Here is a 20,545-nt window from a genome sequence, read left to right as displayed (position 1 = left end):
GCGGAGATGAGCACCTTCACCCCGACCGAAATGATGACGGTTGCCGCCGCCCGCGCGCTGTCCAACGATGATGTCTGCTTCGTCGGCATCGGCGCCCCTTCGGCAGCCTGCAACCTGGCGCGCCTGACCCATGCGCCCGATATCACCCTGATTTATGAAAGCGGCACCATTGGAACCGCCCCAACGGTGCTGCCGCTGTCCATCGGTGATGGCGAACTGTGCGACACTGCGCTGAACACCGTCTCGGTGCCGGAGATGTTCCGCTACTGGCTACAGGGTGGACGGATCACCGTGGGCTTCCTTGGTGGCGCACAGCTGGACAGGTTCGGCAATATCAACACCACTGTCGTCGGCGACTATGACAAGCCGAAAGTTCGCCTGCCAGGCGGCGGCGGCGCGCCTGAAATCGCCATTTCCTGCGGCGAGATCTTCATCACCATGAAACAGTCGACCCGCGGCTTTGTCGAGAAACTCGATTTCATCACATCGCTTGGTCATGGCAAGGGCGGCTCGGACCGTGCCGATCATGGCGTCCACACCAAGGGACCGACACGGCTTATCACCGATCTCGCAGTCTGGGAGACTGATCCACAGACCAAGGAGTTCACCGTCACCTCGTTGCATCCTGGTGCTTCTCGGAAGGACGTTGAGGACACCGTTGGCTGGCCTGCAAAGTTCGCAGATCATGTGATCGAGACGCCGGCGCCAAGCGCGGAAGAGCTGCAGGTCTTGCGTGATCTGCATGCCCGCACCAAAGCCGCCCACGAAGGCCAATAAGGGAGTCTGCCATGCAACGCGCCTATATCTGCGACTACATCCGCACCCCTTTCGGTCGATTTTCCGGTTCGCTTGCCCCGGTTCGCGCCGACGACCTGGGAGCGATCCCGATCGAGGCCTTGATTGAGCGCAACACGGATGTGGATTGGGCTGCCGTCGATGAGGTGATCTATGGCTGCGCCAACCAGGCGGGCGAAGACAACCGCAATGTCGCCCGCATGTCGTCGCTTCTTGCCGGGCTGCCTGAAACGGTTCCCGGCACCACGATGAACCGGCTTTGCGGCTCGGGTATGGATGCCATCATAACGGCCTCGAGAGCGATCATCTCCGGTCAGGCGGATCTCATTGTTGCGGGAGGCGTCGAAAGCATGTCGCGGGCGCCTTTTGTCATGCCAAAAGCCGAGACAGCTTTCAGCCGGTCGAATGAGGTGCACGACACGACCATCGGTTGGCGGTTCATCAATCCCCTGATGAAAAGACAGTATGGTGTCGATTCCATGCCGGAAACGGGCGAGAATGTCGCCGAAGACTTTTCGATCTCGCGCGAGGACCAGGATGCCTTCGCCTATCGCTCGCAAAAGAAAGCGGCGACAGCCCAGGCGAGCGGCCGGCTGGCGAAAGAAATCGTTGCCGTGACGATCCCGCAGCGAAAGGGTGATCCTGTGATTGTCGAAAAAGATGAGCACCTGCGCCCGGACACCACCCTTGAAACGCTGGCAAAACTGCGCGCGCCTTTCCGAGACGGCGGCACGGTGACAGCCGGCAACGCCTCTGGTGTCAATGATGGCGCCGCCGCGCTGCTGATTGCGTCTGAAGACGCAGTCCGCAAATACGGTCTCACACCGATCGCCCGCATCGTCGGCGGCGCAACCGCCGGTGTTCCTCCGCGCATCATGGGCATCGGCCCTGCGCCTGCCACACGCAAATTGTGCGAGAGGCTTGGCATTGCGCCGAAAGACTTCGACATCATTGAGTTGAACGAGGCTTTCGCTTCACAAGGTCTTGCGGTTCTGCGTGATCTCGGACTTGATGAAACTGCTGAATTTATCAATCCGAATGGTGGTGCCATTGCCATTGGCCATCCACTCGGAGCCTCAGGCGCCCGGATCACGGGAACTGCGGCACTGGAACTGAAAAAACGTGGCGGCAAGCTGGCCCTGGCAACGATGTGCATCGGAGTCGGTCAGGGCATCGCCGTCGCACTGGAGAGCGCTTAGAATATGGGGCCGACTGCCTTCGACAGCCAGATCACGGGTGCGCTTCTGACAGCTCCTGAGACCGCCGCCCTTTTCGAGGACAAGGCCGTCATCAAAGCCATGCTGGAGGTCGAAGGCGCGCTCGCATTGGCGGAGGCCGACTGCGGTCTTATTCCCGCAGAGTCGGCAAAAGCCATCGCAGCGACCTGCCAGGGCCTTCTGATTGACCCGATCAGCCTCGCGGAGGGGACTGCAAAAGACGGCGTCGCCGTCCCTGCCCTGGTTGCGCAACTCCGCGCAGCGGCCGGTTCTGAGCATGCCAGTTTCGTTCATTGGGGCGCGACCAGTCAGGACATTTGCGACACAGGGCTTATCTTGCGGCTGCGCACCGCACTTGATCTTCATGAAGCATCTCTGAGGCAGCTTGCCGGTCAACTGGCAAAGCTCGCGGATGCGCACCGCAACACGCCAATTGCTGCAAGGACACGCATGCAGCAGGCGACCCCAACGAGTTTTGGCTTGAAGGCCGCCGTCTGGCTCTCCGGCCTTTTGCGCCATCTGGAGCGGCTCGACGGCATCAAGTCCCGGCTTTTGTTGCTTTCATTTGGTGGAGCAGCAGGCAATCTCTCCGCCCTTGGCGAGCGCGCGGTCGCTGTTGAAACGAACCTTGCCGCGCGTTTGAACCTTGGCGTTTCGCCAGCTCCCTGGCACACGTTGCGCGACGGTCTTTACGACTACGCCGGCTGGCTGTCGCTCGTGACGGGGACCCTCGGCAAGATCGGCACCGACATCGTGCTGCTGGCGCAGAATGAAATTGCGGAAGTGCGCCCGGGCGGCGGCGGTGGTTCCTCGACCATGCCGAACAAGGTCAATCCGATCGGCGGGGAAGTTCTTGTCGCCATTGCACGCCAGAATGCGGGGCTGCTCGGCACGCTTCAACAGGCGGCGCTTCAGGAGCATGAAAGGTCGGGCGCCAACTGGACCCTTGAGTGGCTGACCCTGCCGCAAATCGTCCTCTCGACAGGCAGCGCCCTGGATCATGCAAACCGGCTTATCGGAGCGCTCGAGGTCAAAGGCGAGACCATGCGCGCGACGATCGAGACATCGAATGGCCTGCTGCTTGCCGAGGCAGCCAGTTTCGCGCTGGCAGAACACATGCCGCGTCCAGAGGCGCAAGCACTCGTCAAGAACGCCTGCAAACAGGTCAATGAAACCGGGACACATCTCTTCGATGTCCTTAGAGGTCTCAGCGATGCCCCCATTGCCTGGGCAGACTTGAAGGATCCCGCGCACCACATGGGCGCAAGCGATGTCATGATTGATCGCGTTCTGGAATCGTATCAGCATCTTGACCTGAAGCGCTAAGATATCGATTCAGCGTCTTCGAAAGTTGAGTCAGACATTTTCGTTCATCTTTTGATTGAAACTCGGCGAGGCGCGACTACGGTCACAGGCTAGCTGACACTCTGCAACAATGCCGAGTGTCGGCCGCCCTCAAACGATCAGTCAAAATGTCCAAGTCTTCGATCAGATGGTCCATTCCGTTTGCCGGCCTGGCTCCTAAGATCCTCCCAACACATCGAAATCGTCCTGGGGAGGATCGTTCATGCGCACACAGGTTGTCATCATCGGAGCTGGCCCGTCGGGACTGCTGCTGTCCCAGCTTCTGCATCTTGCCGGTGTCGACTGTGTGGTCCTGGAGCGACGTGATCCCGAATATGTGCTCTCACGTATCCGCGCCGGTGTTCTCGAACAGGGCATGGTGGACATGCTGGAACGTGCCGGTGTTTCGGACAGAATGCGCAAGGAAGGCCTGCCCCATGACGGCTTCACGCTGAGTGTTACCGACACGCGGCTGCGGATCGACCTCAAGGGCCTGACCGGCGGCAAGAGCGTCATGGTCTACGGACAAACCGAAGTCACCCGGGACCTCATGGACGCGCACCGGGCGCGCGATGGCAAGGTCATCTATGAGGCGTCGAACGTGGCGCCCCTCGACTTTGACGGCCCCAATCCGCGTGTCACCTATGACAAGGACGGCACGAGCCACGAGATCGCCTGTGATTTCATCTGCGGTTGCGACGGATTCCATGGCGTTTCACGCGCGTCGGTGCCGGATGGTGCCATCACCGAATACGAAAAGGTCTACCCCTTCGGCTGGCTCGGGATCCTGTCCTATGTGAAGCCGGTCGATCATGAGCTGATCTATGCCAACCATCCCAATGGCTTCGCTCTTGCCTCCATGCGCTCAAAAAAACTGAGTCGCTATTACATCCAGGTTCCCACCGGAACGGACGTCAATGCTTGGTCTGACGATGCGATTTGGGATGAACTGAAGATCCGTCTTGGCAGCGAAGCTGCCGACCGGATCGAGACGGGTCCTTCCATCGAAAAGAGCATCGCGCCCCTGCGCAGCTTCGTCGCCGAGCCCCTGCGCTTTGGCCGTTTGATGCTCGCAGGAGATGCGGGTCATATCGTTCCGCCGACAGGCGCAAAGGGGCTGAATCTCGCAGCCTCCGATATTCACTACCTCTCCGAAGCCCTGATCGAGTTTTACGGAGAAAATTCCGCCGCCGGGATTGACAGTTACTCGCAAAAGGCCCTGGCACGTATCTGGAAAGCGGAGCGCTTTTCCTGGTGGATGACGATGCTTCTCCACCAGTTTCCCGACCTTGGGCCCTTCAACGCGCGCATGCAGCAGGCGGACATGGATTACCTTGCGAGCTCCCATGCGGCGCAGGTCAGTCTGGCGGAGAACTACGTCGGCCTGCCCTACTAGGACGTCTCGCCAATCAAACAAAAGCCCCGGAGCATCGCTGCTCCGGGGCTTTTTGCTGAATGGGGCCTGTCGCCGGGACTTTCAGTCAATCCTGCGTGCGATGTCCCCAAGTTCCTTTTCAACGGCCCCCAAAAGAGCCGTGGGCATATAGACACCCGCAGCGTGGAGGCGGACAAAGATGTCTCCCATCTCGTCGAGATCGACCGCGTGATAGGCTCTTTGAGACAGAACAATAAGTTCATTGCCATCAACGACCAGTCTCTCGACCGTGCGCTCAGCGGCGTCTGTGTTTAGGGCAACCATGAGAGAAAAACCAAACATGAAAGCTGCAAAAATAAAGACGAGAAAATAGCGGCTCGAGAGGTTCATGCGACACGCACCCTTCGTCAAATTAACAAATCATTAACTCTTCGAAAGTGATAGGTCGCCAGGACACTGGGCACAATGAAAGGTTGTGCTTCGCACCCCAAATTCCAAACAAATGGTTAACTCACCCAGTCAAATCCAAGTCATCAGAAGATGATACATCTCTGATCAAACAGCGTGGCGCGCGCGAAAGTCGGCCGGAGCTTCTCCGGTTTCCTTTCTGAACACCCTGGAAAAATATGCTGGATCTTCATAGCCAAGATCGTAAGAGACCTGGGAAATACTGAGGTCGGAGAATGCGATAAGGCGGCGCGCCTCCAGAATCACCCGGTCGCGAATGCTCTGCGCCGCGGTCCGTTCGGCGAACAATCGACAATATCTGTTCAGCCGCTGCGTCGTCAAACCCATCTCGGCGGCATAAAAGTCAGGGGAACGCTGCGTTCTGAAATGTTCATCAACCAAGGCGCGAAACCGAAAGAGTGAGAATCCCGGCGTTCGGTCAAGTTCACCCACGTCCGCTTTCTTGGAAAAGAGCAAGACAAGCGCCAGACTGAGGAGTGGACGAAACATGTCGCGCCGTCTCCGCCCGTTGCCGAATTCCTCCGCCATTTCTTCAAGACAGAATGTCAAACGCCGCAGGTCTTCCCGCTCCAGCTCGAACACCAGATTGGATGCGGAATGCAATGCAGATCGTTCTGCCTCGGCACGGTTTTCTTCGCGCCCGCCAAGGTAATCGTGGCTGAAGGAAACAACATAGCCCTGGGTATCTGGCGTAAACGTCCAGCCGTGGACTGCACCGGCGGGATTGAAGACCGCCATCTTGGGAGAAATCTCCCGTTCGCCGGTGTCGTCGACAAGATGGCCGGCGCCCTGCGTGATCATCAGCATCTGAAACAAGTGTGCGTGACTGTGTGCACCCAACGACCAGCCGTGCGGCTTCGACCGGGTCCGGATGGTCTCGATATGAAAGAAATCGAAATCCTCAACCGGGTCATTCTCACCGTAGAGGTGGTATCTGGGTATTGGGGTCGCCGAGGCCATGTGCCGGTTTTGGGCTCCTGATGATCAAAAGAACAAGAGAGGTTCCTGTTTGATCACCTTACCCCAGACCATCAGGCCTCGCCAAACGATCGACAACCAGATCCTGGTTGCCCCTACCCTCGCGCATGATGGGCATGCCAGTGCCAGGCAATGTCGATGCGGCGGGCGAGCCAGGCCTTGTCGTGGGACGCCACATAGTCCAGGAACCGCGCCAATGCAGCTGCACGGCCGGGCCGGCCCACCAGCCTGCAGTGTAGGCCAATGTTCAGCATCTTGGGCGCACCAGCCTCGCCTTCCGCGTAAAGCACGTCGAAAGCGTCCTTCAGATAGGCAAAGAACTGATCGCCGGAATTGAAGCCCTGAACGGCCGCAAAGCGCATGTCATTGGTGTCGAGGGTGTAGGGAATGACCAGATGGTCGCCATCGGGCCCGTCAACCCAGTAAGGCAGGTCGTCTGCGTAGCTGTCGCTGTCGTATAGAAAGCCACCTTCTTCCATGACCAGTTTTTGCGTCTGCATGGAGCATCGACCCGTGTACCAGCCGAGTGGCCGCGAACCGGTCACCTCTTCGTGGATGCGGATCGCTTCGCGCATCTGTTCGCGCTCGACCTCTTCAGGCATGTCCGCGTATTCGATCCACTTGAGCCCATGGGATGCGATTTCCCAATCGGCCTCTTTCATCGCGGCGACAGCTTCCGGGTTGCGTTCCAGCGCTGTTGCGACGCCATAGACCGTCACCGGGATTGAGCGGCTGGTGAACATGCGCCACAAGCGCCAGAAGCCTGCGCGCGATCCATACTCGTAGATGGATTCCATGTTCCAGTGTCGTTTACCCGGCCAAGGTTGCGCGCCGACGATTTCAGACAGAAACGCTTCGGAGGCAGCGTCGCCGTGCAAAATATTGTTCTCTCCGCCTTCTTCATAGTTAATGACAAATTGAACGGCCACATTGGCCTCCCCGGGCCAATTGGGCTGCGGCGCAACCCGTCCGTAGCCAACCATGTCGCGCGGATAAGACGATGTCATTTCACGGAAATCCTGATCAGTATCTAGTTGTCTGAGCAAACCCCAACCGGCGCCATGTTGCAAGCGCACAATCACCCCGAAACAGCTGAAGAACGGCAACGCCTCGTCAAAAATACTATTGTATCAAATTTTAGCGGATCGGTTTCCTCGGCTTTAGAAAGTGGATGCCTAAAAGCGGCTCAACAGCTTTTCAAGGAGATGGCTATGCATCTTACATCCGCCGGACTACTGCTCCTGCTCACGGGCGCAACAATGACGCTTTTCGCAGACTTCGATCCAGTCCCTGCGCACGCACAGACTCCAACGGTCCACATGCAGGCCGCCGCGAACCAGCACTAAGGCTGGTCTTGTCAGGACCCGCCTCGATCAGGTCGCGTGTTTCTTGCCGACCCGCGCAGGCACCGGAGCCAGCTGGTGCGTAGTTCCCAGCATCGACGGCCAGTCCTGCTGACGTTTTCCTCCATCACCGTCTTTCGCGCTCAGTATCATGATGGCTGAGCCCATGACCACCGAGGTCAGCGTGATGATGAAGCCCGCCGCCAGCATCACGATGGGCAAGATCGGGTCTTCGGATCGGGTCACAAGCACCCTCAAATTGCCGATGTTGGCCCAGAACACGCCGGCCAGAAAGCCTCCAGAGATCGCCACCCCGAGCACGCCGTTGATCGCCAACAAACGGAACAACGGGTTTTTCGGCAGCATATTTCGGATTGAACGGGAAGATCTGTTCAGCCACAGCATGCCATTTTCCCTTTCTTGCGATGGTTCGTCTGCATTCGGATCGATATCCAAGACCCGACGAACACATTCTGAAGATGGGTCCTAGTCTAGCGCTGAGCCGGATTGGGCAGCAATGCGGCAAATTTCCTTGTTTGCGCCCCGATTGTCGAAGCATCACAAACCTGTTATATCGGCCACATATATATAGACACGATATATATAGAGCGAGTACCCAGTCAAATGACTGATGGTCTGACCATCGGCTATGACGTGCTGGGTCAGAATGCCGGCAAATTGCCGCGACTCGGATGAGCCGAGAAGCGGAGCCTTGAAGCGGCGTTGATTTTCTCGACGCAGGAGTGATGGAATGAGCGTTCGCAGCCTCTGTCTGGCGATCCTCAGTTTTGGCGATGCCACGGGATACGAGATCCGCAAGGAGTCGACCGAGGGCAAGTTCAGCTATTTCGAGGATGCGAGCTTCGGCTCCATCTATCCGGCCCTGGCGCGGCTTGAAGCCGATGGTCTTGTCACGGTGCGCGAAGAGCTGCAGGACGGAAAGCCGACGCGCAAGGTCTATTCGATCACTGAGGCCGGCCGCGCCGAATTCCTAAAAGGTCTTACCGAACCCCAGGCCGCCGACACATTCAAATCACCGTTCCTCCTGGTTGCTCTTTATGCCGAGCACATCGGGCCGGACGCCATCGAAAAAGCCATTGAGCGCCGCCGCAGTCAGGTTCAGGCAGAACTCGACACGCTGGTCGCCCACGGCTGCGACGACTCAGACCCCGCTTCCTGCTGGACGCGGTCTTATGGCGTCGCCTGCATGACTTTTACGCTTAACTACCTCGCCTCCCATGGCGAGGAACTTGTTCGCATTGCCCAAGGCGCTAGCGGCTTCTCCCAGGCCGCAGCAGCCGAATAGGCAAACGAGAAATCTTGGAGTTATCCATGCGCTTGAAATTTTCATATATTCTGGCCCTTGGCCTTGCAGCCGGCATCGGCGCCTGGATGTATTCCGGTACGGTCGTGATTGGTGGACGCGCTGACAGCCCCAACGCGACACCACCTCCGGCGGAACGTCAGGATGCGTCGACAGATGCACTCTTTCGCGTGAAAGTCGCTCATCTGACGGCAACCGAACGCAAGGCCGTTCTCGACATTCGCGGACGGACGGAAGCGCACGCGAAGGTGCAGGTGCGCTCGGAAACCGCAGCCCGTGTCATCGAACGGCCGGCAAAGGAAGGCTCGCGGATCGCCGCAGGCGACATCTTGTGTGTGCTCGACAAGGGCACACGGGAAGCAAGCGTGCTCGAAGCCAAGGCGATGCTGGCCCAGGCCGAACTCGACCATTCCGCCGCGACACAGCTCTCGACCAAAGGCTTTACCGCACAGACCCGCGTCGCCGCAGTTCAGGCCTCTCTCGATGCTGCGCGTGCGCGTGTTGAGGAAGTCGAACTTGAGTTGGACAGGACCATCATCCGCTCGCCCATTGGCGGCATTATCGAAAGCCCGATGGCAAACATTGGCGCCCGCCTTAATATAGGTGACACCTGCGCGACTGTGGTCGACACGGATCCGATGACAGCCATTGGCCAGGTTTCGGAGGTCGACATCGCCAAGGTTTCCGTCGGCATGGCGGCAGAAGTCGAGCTGATCACCGGTCAAACCTTTGACGGCGTGGTGCGCTACATCTCTCCGGCGGCTCACCCCGACACCCGTACCTTCCGGATCGAGGTTGAGGTTCCCAACCCAGACGGGATCGCCCGTGACGGCGTGACGGCACTGACCCGTTTGCCGCTGGCGAGCGAAAAAGCCCACAAGATCTCGCCGGCGATCCTGACCTTGAACGATGCCGGTCAGGTCGGCCTGCGCGCAGTTGGTGACAACAACACGACAGAGTTCTTCCCGGTGACGGTGCTTGGCGGTGAACAGGACGGTGTCTGGGTCGGCGGACTTCCGGAAAGCGTAACCGTGATCACCGTCGGTCAGGATTATGTGACCGATGGCCAGATGGTTGAACCGGTTCTAGAGACCGCCGAGGTGGCCCAATGATCGACATGCTCGAAGGCGTTCTGCGCCGCCCGAAAACGGTTTTCGTGCTGATGCTGGCGCTGCTTGTCGCCGGTGTCTTCACCTATATCGCCATCCCCAAGGAAGACAGCCCGGACATTGACGTCCCGATCTTCTATATCTCAATCGCCCAGTCGGGCATTTCTCCAGAAGATGCGGAGCGCCTGCTTGTGCGCCCGATGGAGACGGAGCTGCGCGGCCTTGACGGCCTCAAGGAGATCACGGCAATTGCCTCTGAAGGCCACGCCGGGATCGTGCTTGAATTTGATATCTCCTTTGACAAGGACGAGGCCCTGGCCGACGTCCGCGACAAGGTCGACCAGGCCAAGGGAGAACTGCCCGCCGAGGCCGAAGAGCCGACGATTGCGGAAACAAACTTCGCGCTTGTGCCGACGATCACCATCGCGCTTTCAGGCAATGTTCCGGAGCGGACGCTCTATCGCCATGCACGGCGGCTGAAGGATCAAGTTGAAGCAATTGACACGGTTCGCTCCGCCGATCTTGCCGGACACCGGGAAGAACTGCTTGAAATCCTGATCGATGCCCAAAAGCTCGAGGCCTATTCGATCAGCCAGCAGGAGTTGCTGTCGACACTCACGCTGAACAACCAGCTGGTTCCAGCCGGCTACATTGACGGTGGCAAGGGCCGCTTCAACGTCAAGGTCCCTGGGCTCGTAGAAACGGCTGAGGATGTCTATTCGCTGCCGATCAAGCAGAACGGTGAAGGTCTTGTCACGCTTGGCGATGTCGCTGAAATTCGTCGAACCTTCAAGGACGCCAACAGCTACACGCGCGTGAACGGCCGGCCGGCAATTGCCCTTCAGGTCACCAAGCGCATCGGTACGAACATCATCGAGAACAACGCAGCTGTGCGTGCGGTGGTGGAAGAAGCATCGAAAGACTGGCCCTCCACGATCAAGGTCGACATGATGCTCGACCAGTCCTCGAACATCTTCGAGGTTCTGGGCTCGCTTCAATCATCGATCCTGACGGCCATCTTCCTGGTGATGATTCTGGTGGTTGCGGCCCTCGGCCTGCGATCAGCGCTGCTTGTTGGTATTGCTATCCCGACCTCCTTCATGGTCGGCTTCCTGATCCTTGGTGGCATGGGATACACGGTCAACACGATGGTCATGTTCGGCCTGGTTCTGACCGTCGGCATGCTCGTCGATGGCGCGATCGTCATGACCGAATATGCCGACCGCAAGATCTCGGAAGGTATGGAAGACCGCGAGGCCTATATTCGGGCCGCCAAACTGATGTTCTGGCCGATTGTCTCGTCAACGGCCACGACACTGGTTGCCTTCCTGCCGATGCTGCTTTGGCCCGGTGTTGCAGGCGAGTTCATGAGTTACCTGCCGATCATGGTGATCATCGTGCTGTCAGCCTCACTGGTCACCGCAATGGTGTTCCTACCGGTGACAGGTGGCATCTTCGCGCAGGTCTCTCATTGGGCATCACGGAATGCGACCGTGCTTCTTGCCCTCGTGTTCGCGGCCCTGTCCGCAACGATCCTCATGAACGCCCCTGTCCTGCCGAGCCTGATGGCCGGCAATGTGCCTGAGGATCTTCTCGGCAATGTTCTGGGCCTTCTGGCAGTCGTCACCTTCGTGGCGGTCGGGGTGGCGAGCTTCTATGTGCTCCGGCCGTTCGTGCACTGGTCACAGGAGCGCGCCAAGGCAAGGCATGAGGCGGAAAAGGCAGATGCACAGGCCCTGTCCGGATCGAACACCTTCGACGTTCGCAAGGTCAAAGGTGCAACAGGTCTTTATGTGCGCGGCCTCAAGCTTCTGGCCGGCAATCCCATCGGCAATATCGTCACCATCGTCCTGATGCTTGGCGGCTGCTTCATGATCTTCACTTCTTTTGCCTCCAATCCGACCGGCGTCGAATTCTTCGTCGATGAAGAACCGGATCAGGCCGTTGTGCTGATCTCCGGCCGCGGCAACATGTCGGCGGCGGAGTCCCTTGTCCTGGTGAAGGAAGTCGAAGCGGAAGTCCTTCAGGTGCCCGGCGTCGAAAACGTCGTCAGCTCGGCAAATGTGCCCGGCGGCGGCGGTGGCCCGGACTTCATCGGCGGTGTGCAGGACAAGCCTGCGGACGTCATTGGAGAGCTTCAGCTTGAGCTGGCGGATTTCTGCTGCCGGCGCGAGGCCAAGGAAATCTTCGCTGAGATCCGTGAACGCACCGCCATGCTTCCCGGCATCAAGGTCGAGACACGCAAGATCGAGGGCGGCCCTCCGACAGGCAAGGACGTTCAGCTGGAGATCAAGTCCACGGACTATGACACCCTGGTTGAAAATGTCGCGCTTGTCCGGTCCCATTTGAACAGCATGGATGGCCTGATCGATCAGGAGGACGACCGTCCCCTGCCCGGCATCGAATGGCAGATCGCCATCGACCGGGAACAGGCAGGCCGTTACAACGCGGACATCGCGTCTGTCGGATCCATGGTTCAGCTTGTCACCAACGGTGTCTTGATCGGCAAATATCGCCCGACCGACAGCGAAGACGAGGTGGACATCCGCGTCCGGCTGCCAGAGACGGAGCGGACCGTCGACCGATTTGACCAGCTGCGCCTCCAGACGCCGCTTGGCCTCGTGCCGCTCGCCAATTTCGTCGATCGTTCGCCGGCCCAGAAGGTATCGTCGATCACCCGTCGCGACGGGCTTTACTCCATGATGCTGAAAGCGACCGTCGATCCTGCATCCGGTTCGACGCCGGACGAAAAGGTCAAGGAACTGGACGAATGGCTCAAGGCTCAGACCTGGCCGGACAACATCTTCCTCGAGTTCCGCGGCGCGGATGAGGACCAGAAGGAATCCGGCGAGTTTCTGATGAAGGCGATGGTCGGATCGTTGTTCCTGATGTTCCTGATCCTGCTGACCCAGTTCAACTCGTTCTATCAAACGTTCCTGACCCTCTCGACGGTGGTCATGTCCGTGATGGGCGTGTTGCTTGGAATGTTGATCACGGGACAGAGCTTCTCGATCATCATGACCGGCACCGGGGTCGTCGCGCTGGCCGGGATTGTGGTCAACAACGCCATCGTCCTGATCGATACGTTCAACCGCTTCCGTGAAGACGGACTGGAGCCGCTCGATGCCATCTTGAAAACATCGGCTCAGCGTATCCGTCCGATCCTGCTGACCACCATCACCACCATCGCGGGTCTTATCCCGATGGCGACGAAGGTCAATTTCGACTTCTTCAACCAGGTGACGGCATATGGCGGCATCACGGCGGTCTGGTGGGTTCAGCTTTCGACCGCAGTCATTTCCGGTCTTGCCTTTTCGACCATCCTGACGCTGGTCATGATCCCGGTCATGATCGCGCTTCCCAGCGTCTGGGTCGGAACCTGGCAGCGCCTGCGCAATCGGAAGGCTGCTGGTCAGAGCCAACCGCTTGAAGAGAGGTCAGAGGTTGAGGAGAAAGCCGAGCCGGCTGCTCCGCTGACTGAAGAAGAGCGGCCTGCCGCCAAGGTGGTGGCGCTGGAAAAGCGTCCGCAGGAAAACAACCGGCCGCTGGAAGGACTTCCACACGCAGCCGAGTAAGCTCACAGCAAACTCCAAAAGCAAAGGCCGGCCCCGCAAGGGACCGGCCTTATTCATTTCAGCGAAGAAATGTGGCTTAGCCGACGATTTCGTTGCCAGCGAACCAGAACGCGATTTCTTCAGCAGCTGTCTCTGGAGCATCTGAGCCGTGGACAGAGTTTTCGCCGATCGAAAGCGCGAATTCCTTACGGATCGTGCCTTCGGCAGCGTCTGCAGGATTGGTCGCGCCCATGACTTCACGGTTCTTGGCGATGGCGTCTTCGCCTTCGAGTACCTGAACGATGGTCGGGCCTGAAGACATGAACTCGGTCAGTTCGCCGAAGAACGGACGTTCGCTGTGAACTGCGTAGAATGCTTCAGCCTGGCGCAGGGACATCCAGACGCGCTTGGACGCAACAACGCGAAGACCGGCTTCTTCGAGCTTGGCAGTGATCGCACCGGTCAGGTTGCGCTTGGTTGCATCCGGCTTGATCATGGAAAATGTGCGTTCGATCGCCATGGTTCTTCATTCTTTCCTGGGTTGGAGCTTCAAAAGCCCGTCAAAATCGCTGCGGCGAGCCATTGCCCGGCGCCGGTTCGAATTTGCGCTTCCTATATCTTTGCGGCGGAACAACTGCAAGGGGCTAGCCCATGACAGTTTCATGTCCAGATCCATGAAATCCGCGAAAAGAAGAGCCGCCAACAAGCGATAAAGATCAAATACAACCAAAAATGGTTTATTCCCTTGCCACAGCCGCCTATTCGTTATTAAACCCCCCCTCGTGATTTATGCATACATTGTAAAATTTGCGATGCAGGTCACAGCGGCGGGATTGGGGGGGACTGGGTTCATGAGAGCCTTTGTGCGGATGATGACGGAATACAATCGCTGGGCCAATGACCGACTGTTTGCAGACTGCAGAACGGTTGACCCGGTCGAGATGAACCGGGATTTCAAGGCGGAGTACGGTTCCATCCATGGGACCCTTGATCATATCCTTCTAGTCGATCGTCTCTGGCTGGCGCGATTTGCCAACCAGCCCGATCCCTTCACGAGCTACCAGGACATGGTGACCGAGGACTTCGACGAACTGGCCGAGCAACGCGCCTACACGGACGAAGACCTCACGCTGTTTTCAGATTCGGTGACCGAGGCACAGCTGGCGAAGGACATTCAATTCAGCACCATCCGCGACCCGCAACAGCTCGCCCAGCCCCTTGGCTCGGCGATGGTGCATCTCTTCCATCACCAAAGCCAATACCGGGCGCAGGTTCAGGTGTTCCTGCATATGCTGGGCGCCCGCTCACAGATCCTCGATCTGCTTCATTTCCAGTGCCAGACCCGCCTGGGCGTCATCTCGTTTCCCTGACCGCCGCGTATTTTTCAGCCCCTGCACATGATGAAACTCTGGAACTTGTCAGTTTCCAGGCTTACTTTCCAATGATCCGAAGCTGTTTCGCGTGGCTTCCGGCTCGAGCAGGAGAGTGAAGATGCCCACCGCGACGCTTGGAAAATGGCTGGACCTTCGTCCTCTCCTCCTTCTGCTCGCGCTGTTGGCATCTGCGGTATTGGCTCCTCCGGCACGCGCCGAAAGCAGCCTCCACGACCGCATGAAAGCCCTTTCCCCGGGGGCGTTGGAAGAGCTTTTCGTCTTTGTCGCCGGGAACACACTCTTCACGCTGCATCACGAAGGTGGCCACATGCTCGTGTCCGAGCTGGGTTTGCCCATCCTTGGCCAGGAGGAAGATGCGGTGGACAACCTGGCGACTGTCACCATGCTCTCGTTCGGCAGCGAAGACATGGACCTGCTGCTCTCCAACGCTATGATCGGATGGTTTCTCGCGGCCGAGACAGACCACGAGGATCTGATCTTCTATGATGACCACGATCTGGATCTTCAGCGTGGATACAGGATGCTATGCCTGATGGTCGGCAGCGACCCGGCCGCTTTTGCAGATCTCGCCTTCGATCTCGATCTGCCGGATGAACGTGCCGAAACCTGCAGCTTCGACTATGAGCAAGCCGCAATCTCCTGGGAGATTGCCACCGAGGCGTATCTGCGCAGCGAATTTGACACACGTCGTCAAATAGCGGTTCGCCACGATGATCCCGGCGTGGAGTTCGAACAGCTGTCGGTCTTTCTCAAGGAAAGCGAGCTGATGGAGACTGTCGCCGAAGAGCTGGACGGTCTTTACAAGCTGCCCGACCCTGTCACCTTTCGGGCGGCGACCTGCGGCGAAGAAAACGCCTTCTGGGACCCTCAAAGCCGCGAACTGACGCTGTGCTACGAACTGGTAGCGGGGTTTGCCGAGATCTATTTCTCGGCGCTGATGAGCGACGGCTAGAGGACTTTGTGCACCATCGGGCGGCTTTCTTACCTCAGGCGTGCGCTAGGGGCTTGAAAGCTGCGGGAACCTCGGCCATTGATCCGCAATGCTACAAATATCCGACCTCACCTACCGCATCGGCGGACGCCTGTTGATCGAAAACGCCAGTGTAACGCTGCCTGCACGGACCAAGACCGGTCTTGTGGGGCGCAACGGCACGGGCAAATCAACGCTCTTCAAGCTGATCACCGGCGACCTCAGCTCTGAGAGCGGCTCGGTCAGCATCCCGAAACAGGCGCGGATCGGTCAGGTTGCGCAGGAAGCGCCCGGCACCGAAGAGAGCCTGCTCGATGTGGTGCTGAAGGCCGACACGGAGCGCGCTGATCTTCTCGCCGAGGCGGAGACGGCAACTGATCCGCAGCGCATCGCTGAGATCCATGTTCGTCTCGCCGATATTGACAGTCATACGGCGGAAGCAAGGGCTGGCGCGATCCTGTCCGGTCTTGGCTTTGATGCCGAGGCGCAGCAGCGCCCCTGCTCCGCGTTCTCCGGCGGCTGGCGCATGCGCGTGGCCCTGGCAGCAGTTCTTTTTTCGGAACCCGACCTTCTGCTTCTTGATGAGCCTACCAACTACCTCGATCTGGAAGGCACCATGTGGTTGGAAAACTACGTCGCACGCTATCCGCATCAGGTGCTGCTCATTTCCCATGATCGCGACCTCCTCAACAAGGCCGTGGACAGCATTGTTCATCTGGATCAACGCAAGCTGACCTTCTACCGCGGTGGCTACGACAGTTTCGATCGCCAGCGGCGCGAGACCATGGTCCTGCAGCAGAAGGCCCGGGAAAAGCAGGATGTTCAGCGCAAGCACATGCAAGCGTTTGTCGACCGCTTCCGTGCCAAGGCCTCGAAAGCCCGTCAGGCGCAATCGCGTCTGAAGATGCTGGAGCGCATGGAGCCGCTTACCGGCCTGATGGAAGACAGCTCGACGCCGATCCACTTCCCGGACCCTAAGGGACGCCTCGCGCCCCCTATCCTGAAGCTCGAAGATGTTTCCGTGGGCTATGATGGCAAGCCTGTGCTCAAGCGCATCACTGCCAGCATCGATCCCGATGACAGGATCGCGCTCCTGGGCGCAAACGGCAACGGCAAGTCGACCTTCGCCAAGCTGATTTCCGGTCGACTGGAGGCCATGGGCGGCGACATCACCAAGGCGTCGAAGCTCAAGATCGCGTTTTTCGCTCAACACCAGATGGACGAACTGCGACCGGCCGAGAATGCAATTGCCCACGTCCGCTCGCTAATGCCCACAGCATCTGAGGCTCAGGTCCGTGCACGCGTGGCCGGCTTCGGTCTACCGACCGAGAAGATGACGACTCCGGCAAAGGACCTGTCGGGGGGCGAAAAGGCGCGTCTGCTGCTCGGTCTTGCAACGTTCGACGGCCCGAACATGATCATCCTCGATGAGCCGACCAACCACCTGGACATCGACAGCCGTGAAGCGCTGGTCATTGCTCTCAACGAATATCAGGGGGCGGTCATCCTGATCTCGCACGACCGCCATCTGGTCGAGGCTTGCGCGGATCGCCTCTGGCTGGTGGGCGATGGCGGCGTCACGCCCTACGAGGGCGACATGGACGACTATCGTCAGTTGATCCTCAAGGGGCCTGACGCCAAGAAAAAGAAGCCCAAGGAAGAAGAGGCTCCAAAGCCGAAGGCGGAAAAGCCACAGGAAAAACGCAAGGACGCGGCGGTCAAGCGCACTGAGCTCAAGCCCCTGCGCAAGCGGATCAAGGATGCCGAGACGGAAATCGCGCGGCTTCAAAAGAAATTGGCGATGATCGACGAGGAACTTGCCGATCCGGGCTTTTACGTCGCGGATGCGGCGCGCGCGGCCAAGTTCGTCAAGGAGCGGGCCTTCTGCGAGAAGAAGCTGAACAAGACCGAAGAGCAATGGCTCGAGCTTTCCGCCCAGTATGAGGAGGCAGGCTGAGACCACAGCCTTCGAGCGCTCCAAGTGTCTCAACAAAAAAGCCCCGGCAAAAACCGGGGCTTTTTTTTTATTTCAGACCGCCATCAGCGTACTATAACGCCCTCAAAGCTAGCAGATTGTTTCACCGGAGTACTGCGCGGGTTTTTTGAAGAGTAATCTCCAATTGCGCTTGAAGACATTCGTCCAGACCAGAAAAGGCAGACCTTTGAAGAAGTCCGCGGCGGAGCCCTTTCCGGCATTCTTCATCGTTCGGATCGCAACGGTCGGCACTGCTGGCCGAAAGAAGCTTCTCGCTGTGATTGGTCGCCCCTCAACCAGCTCCCGGAGTGCCTTTCTGGTCGAAGATGGATTGTTCCAATCCGACCGGAACACGACACAGCCATTCTTGTTGATGATGAAGACCGCATTGGGCATGCTGCCATAAGCTTGGTGTGCAAGACCTTCAAAGGTATCGATGAAGACAGTTCTCGTCTCACCGTCAGCCTCCTTCAGCTGACGTGCACAGGTCGCCTTGTCCTCAAAACTCTTGTGGCCGGGAATGTTGCTTCCAGGATGTGCTTCGCGCACATACAGAACCGCGAAACTGAGATTGCTGAACTCCCTCTCGAGTGGCTGCATGATATTCCGGCGGCTTTGGAACAACGGACAGGTTCTGCTTCCCATTTCCAGAACCAGAAACTCGCCCGAAAAATCGAGTAACCTGCGGATTTCGCCATCTGTTGTCTCCAACGTGAAATCCTTGGCTTTTCCGCCAAGATCGACACCGTCAATGCGGTCAAAATCATAGTCGCTGGTCGAAAACTCATCGTAGTTGTAGCTTGCCATCATGCGCCCCTCTTCTTTCGTGGACCGGCTTCAGAAGTTGCCGACATGGTCTCGGTTATTTTTCTGAGTGTTCTGGTCGTCGTTTCCAGGTCTTCGGGCGAAACCCCTGCGACGGCCTGAGCGAGCAAAGCCTTTGCAATCGGAACAAGACTGCCCTTGAGTTCTGCCCCGTAGCGACTGACATCGATGATGCTTCGCCTTCGATCACGAGGATCTTCGGATCGCGTGACAAAGCCCTTGCGCTCCATCGTGTCGATCAGGCGGGTCACAGTGGTTCTGTCCTTGAAAGTGACACTTGCAAGGTCGCCCGGTGTTTGCGGCCCCTTTTCCCAAAGCACTATCAGAAGGGCCCACTCTTCCGCACTAACGGTGTGACCTGCCTCACGAAACCTGGCTGTGAGCTCGCCTCTGCTGAGAAAGCCAAGTCGGTTCACCCAATGCAGGAAGATATTTTCATAATCAAACATACGTGTATTATACAATAATTGCATATTACACTCAATAATCTGATCGCAGAAATGTCTGAAAACCTGGCAGCGGCTCAGCCAACAAAAAAGCCCCGATAAAAACCGGGGCTTTTCATTTCCATGGTCTGCGTCAGAGCATCAGAAGGTCAGCGGGCGCTCGCCGGCTTCGTCCTTGATGTAGGTCGGCAGACCGATGCGGTTGAGAATATTGAGGAACGGCTTGGGGTCGAGTTCCTCGACGTTCTTCATCGTTTCCACATCCCATGTGCCATCGGCAATGAGCATGGCCGCGGCCACTGGCGGAACGCCAGCGGTGTAGCTGATGCCCTGCGAGCCGACTTCATTGTAGGCGTCCTTATGGTCAGCGACGTTGTAGATGAAGACCTCTGCATTCTTGCCATCAGTCTTGCCCTTCACCAGGGTCCCGATGCAGGTCTTGCCGGTGTAGTCGGGCGCCAGCGAGGACGGGTCAGGCAGGACCGCCTTGACCACTTTCAGCGGCACCACTTCCAGACCTTCAGCCGTCTTGACCGGCTGCTCGGAGAGAAGGCCGAGGTTCTTCAGAACCGTGAAGACGTTGATGTAGTGATCGCCGAAGCCCATCCAGAAGCGCACATCGGCCTGCGGATAGTTGGTTGCCAGCGAGTGAACCTCATCATGGCCGGTCATATAGGCTTTCTGGGTTCCGACAACCGGCAGATCCCACTCCTTGCCGACCTCGAACATCTTGTTCGACTGCCACTTGCCCTGCTGCCAGGAATAGACCGTGCCGGTGAACTCGCGGAAATTGATTTCCGGATCGAAGTTGGTGGAAAACCAGCGGCCATGGGACCCGGCATTGATATCGACGATGTCGATTTCGGAGGGCTCGGCGACATAGTCATCGATGGCAAGCTTGGCATAGGCATTGACGACGCCCGGATCAAATCCGACACCGAGGATCGCCGTGACCTTCTTCTCGGCGCAGCGCTCGCGGCGCTTCCATTCGTAGTTTCCGTACCAGGGCGGTGTTTCGCAGATCTTTTCCGGATCTTCGTGGATCGCAGTGTCCATGTAGGCGGCGCCCGTCTCCAGACAGGCTTCCAGCACATACATGTTGACAAAGGCAGAGCCGACATTGATGACGATCTGCGCACCGGTGTCCCGGATCAGAGCAGCCACTGCCGCCGTGTCCATTGCATTGAGGGCATGAGCCTTCAAAACGCCGTCAACCTTCAGACTGTCCTTTTCGCGGATGCTTTCGATAATCCGCTCACACTTCGCAACCGTGCGCGAAGCGATGTGAATATCGCCGAGCAGGTCGTTGTTCTGCGCACATTTGTGCGCCGTGACCTGCGCGACGCCACCGGCGCCGATGATGAGTACGTTTTGTTTCATTTGGCCCATAGTCCTCCTTGGGTCGGGTTGGCATTCCAGTTGTCGGAA

18 protein-coding genes are annotated in these 20,545 nt (G+C 58.2%); 10 read left to right on the top strand and 8 right to left on the bottom strand.

The window, feature by feature from the left end; translation table 11 throughout:
* The first annotated feature begins 6 nt into the window (after positions 1-6).
* The 4 genes from IG617_RS03245 (at position 7) to pobA (ending at position 4,752) form a co-directional block, all read left to right on the top strand.
* Positions 7-777 (top strand): CoA-transferase subunit beta, encoded by a 771-nt coding sequence (locus tag IG617_RS03245; RefSeq protein ID WP_192107225.1) that lies wholly within the window; start codon positions 7-9, stop codon positions 775-777.
* Between the two features lie 11 nt (positions 778-788).
* Positions 789-1,994: a 3-oxoadipyl-CoA thiolase gene (pcaF, locus tag IG617_RS03240; RefSeq protein WP_192107223.1), complete on the top strand. Its 1,206-nt coding sequence runs from the start codon at positions 789-791 to the stop codon at positions 1,992-1,994.
* Between the two features lie 3 nt (positions 1,995-1,997).
* Positions 1,998-3,338 carry a 3-carboxy-cis,cis-muconate cycloisomerase gene (gene pcaB, locus IG617_RS03235; RefSeq protein WP_192107221.1) on the top strand — a complete coding sequence of 447 codons (1,341 nt, stop codon included), beginning with the start codon at positions 1,998-2,000 and terminating at the stop codon, positions 3,336-3,338.
* Between the two features lie 241 nt (positions 3,339-3,579).
* On the top strand, positions 3,580-4,752 hold the full coding sequence (gene pobA, locus IG617_RS03230) for a 4-hydroxybenzoate 3-monooxygenase (RefSeq protein ID WP_192107219.1): 1,173 nt from the start codon (positions 3,580-3,582) through the stop codon (positions 4,750-4,752).
* Positions 4,753-4,833: 81 nt separating this feature from the next.
* On the opposite strand, the gene IG617_RS03225 is transcribed toward pobA, so the two are convergent.
* The 4 genes from IG617_RS03225 to IG617_RS03210 form a co-directional block, all read right to left on the bottom strand.
* Complete coding sequence (locus IG617_RS03225) at positions 4,834-5,121, bottom strand: hypothetical protein (RefSeq protein WP_192107218.1); 288 nt, start codon at positions 5,119-5,121, stop codon at positions 4,834-4,836.
* Between the two features lie 165 nt (positions 5,122-5,286).
* Positions 5,287-6,159: a helix-turn-helix domain-containing protein gene (locus IG617_RS03220; RefSeq protein ID WP_192107216.1), complete on the bottom strand. Its 873-nt coding sequence runs from the start codon at positions 6,157-6,159 to the stop codon at positions 5,287-5,289.
* Positions 6,160-6,272: 113 nt separating this feature from the next.
* On the bottom strand, positions 6,273-7,184 hold the full coding sequence (gene puuE, locus IG617_RS03215; RefSeq protein WP_192107214.1) for an allantoinase PuuE: 912 nt from the start codon (positions 7,182-7,184) through the stop codon (positions 6,273-6,275).
* A 366-nt stretch (positions 7,185-7,550) separates the two neighbouring features.
* Entirely contained in the window at positions 7,551-7,925 is a 375-nt protein-coding gene (locus IG617_RS03210; RefSeq protein WP_192107212.1) for a hypothetical protein, read from the bottom strand.
* 346 nt (positions 7,926-8,271) lie between these two features.
* Here IG617_RS03210 and IG617_RS21980 point away from each other — a divergent pair, with 346 nt between their 5' ends.
* From IG617_RS21980 to IG617_RS21515, 3 genes are read left to right on the top strand one after another with little or no spacing between them, the layout of a single operon-like run.
* Positions 8,272-8,826 carry a PadR family transcriptional regulator gene (locus tag IG617_RS21980; RefSeq protein ID WP_192107210.1) on the top strand — a complete coding sequence of 185 codons (555 nt, stop codon included), beginning with the start codon at positions 8,272-8,274 and terminating at the stop codon, positions 8,824-8,826.
* Between the two features lie 26 nt (positions 8,827-8,852).
* Positions 8,853-9,956, top strand: a complete 1,104-nt coding sequence (locus IG617_RS03200) for an efflux RND transporter periplasmic adaptor subunit (RefSeq protein WP_192107208.1) — start codon at positions 8,853-8,855, stop codon at positions 9,954-9,956.
* Positions 9,953-13,528 carry an efflux RND transporter permease subunit gene (locus IG617_RS21515; protein ID WP_192107206.1) on the top strand — a complete coding sequence of 1,192 codons (3,576 nt, stop codon included), beginning with the start codon at positions 9,953-9,955 and terminating at the stop codon, positions 13,526-13,528. The genes IG617_RS03200 and IG617_RS21515 overlap by 4 nt, the downstream gene beginning before the upstream one ends.
* Positions 13,529-13,604: 76 nt before the next feature.
* On the opposite strand, the gene ndk is transcribed toward IG617_RS21515, so the two are convergent.
* On the bottom strand, positions 13,605-14,027 hold the full coding sequence (ndk, locus tag IG617_RS03190; protein WP_153769394.1) for a nucleoside-diphosphate kinase: 423 nt from the start codon (positions 14,025-14,027) through the stop codon (positions 13,605-13,607).
* Positions 14,028-14,358: 331 nt separating this feature from the next.
* Here ndk and IG617_RS03185 point away from each other — a divergent pair, with 331 nt between their 5' ends.
* The 3 genes from IG617_RS03185 (at position 14,359) to IG617_RS03175 (ending at position 17,828) form a co-directional block, all read left to right on the top strand.
* Entirely contained in the window at positions 14,359-14,877 is a 519-nt protein-coding gene (locus IG617_RS03185) for a DinB family protein (protein ID WP_192107204.1), read from the top strand.
* Between the two features lie 121 nt (positions 14,878-14,998).
* A complete protein-coding gene (locus IG617_RS03180) occupies positions 14,999-15,853 on the top strand; it encodes a DUF4344 domain-containing metallopeptidase (RefSeq protein WP_192107203.1) in 855 nt (284 codons plus the stop codon).
* Between the two features lie 88 nt (positions 15,854-15,941).
* The gene (locus tag IG617_RS03175) at positions 15,942-17,828 is read left to right on the top strand and encodes an ABC-F family ATP-binding cassette domain-containing protein (RefSeq protein WP_192107201.1); all 1,887 of its coding nucleotides are present in this window, start codon (positions 15,942-15,944) and stop codon (positions 17,826-17,828) included.
* 108 nt (positions 17,829-17,936) lie between these two features.
* Here IG617_RS03175 and IG617_RS03170 read toward each other — a convergent pair whose 3' ends face one another.
* The 3 genes from IG617_RS03170 to IG617_RS03160 form a co-directional block, all read right to left on the bottom strand.
* Positions 17,937-18,656, bottom strand: coding sequence for a deiodinase-like protein (locus IG617_RS03170; RefSeq protein WP_192107199.1), 720 nt, complete (start codon positions 18,654-18,656; stop codon positions 17,937-17,939).
* Entirely contained in the window at positions 18,653-19,120 is a 468-nt protein-coding gene (locus IG617_RS03165) for a MarR family winged helix-turn-helix transcriptional regulator (protein ID WP_192107197.1), read from the bottom strand. Before IG617_RS03165 ends, IG617_RS03170 begins: the two co-directional genes overlap by 4 nt.
* 138 nt (positions 19,121-19,258) lie before the next feature.
* Positions 19,259-20,497 (bottom strand): saccharopine dehydrogenase family protein, encoded by a 1,239-nt coding sequence (locus IG617_RS03160; protein ID WP_192107195.1) that lies wholly within the window; start codon positions 20,495-20,497, stop codon positions 19,259-19,261.
* Between the last annotated feature and the right edge of the window lie 48 nt (positions 20,498-20,545).

The sequence above is a fragment of the Roseibium polysiphoniae genome (genome assembly GCF_014842925.1).
In the GTDB taxonomy this organism is placed as follows: Bacteria; Pseudomonadota; Alphaproteobacteria; order Rhizobiales; family Stappiaceae; genus Roseibium; species Roseibium polysiphoniae.
Note: the sequence above shows the minus strand (reverse complement) of the source record. Positions and strands in the feature narration are given on the sequence as shown.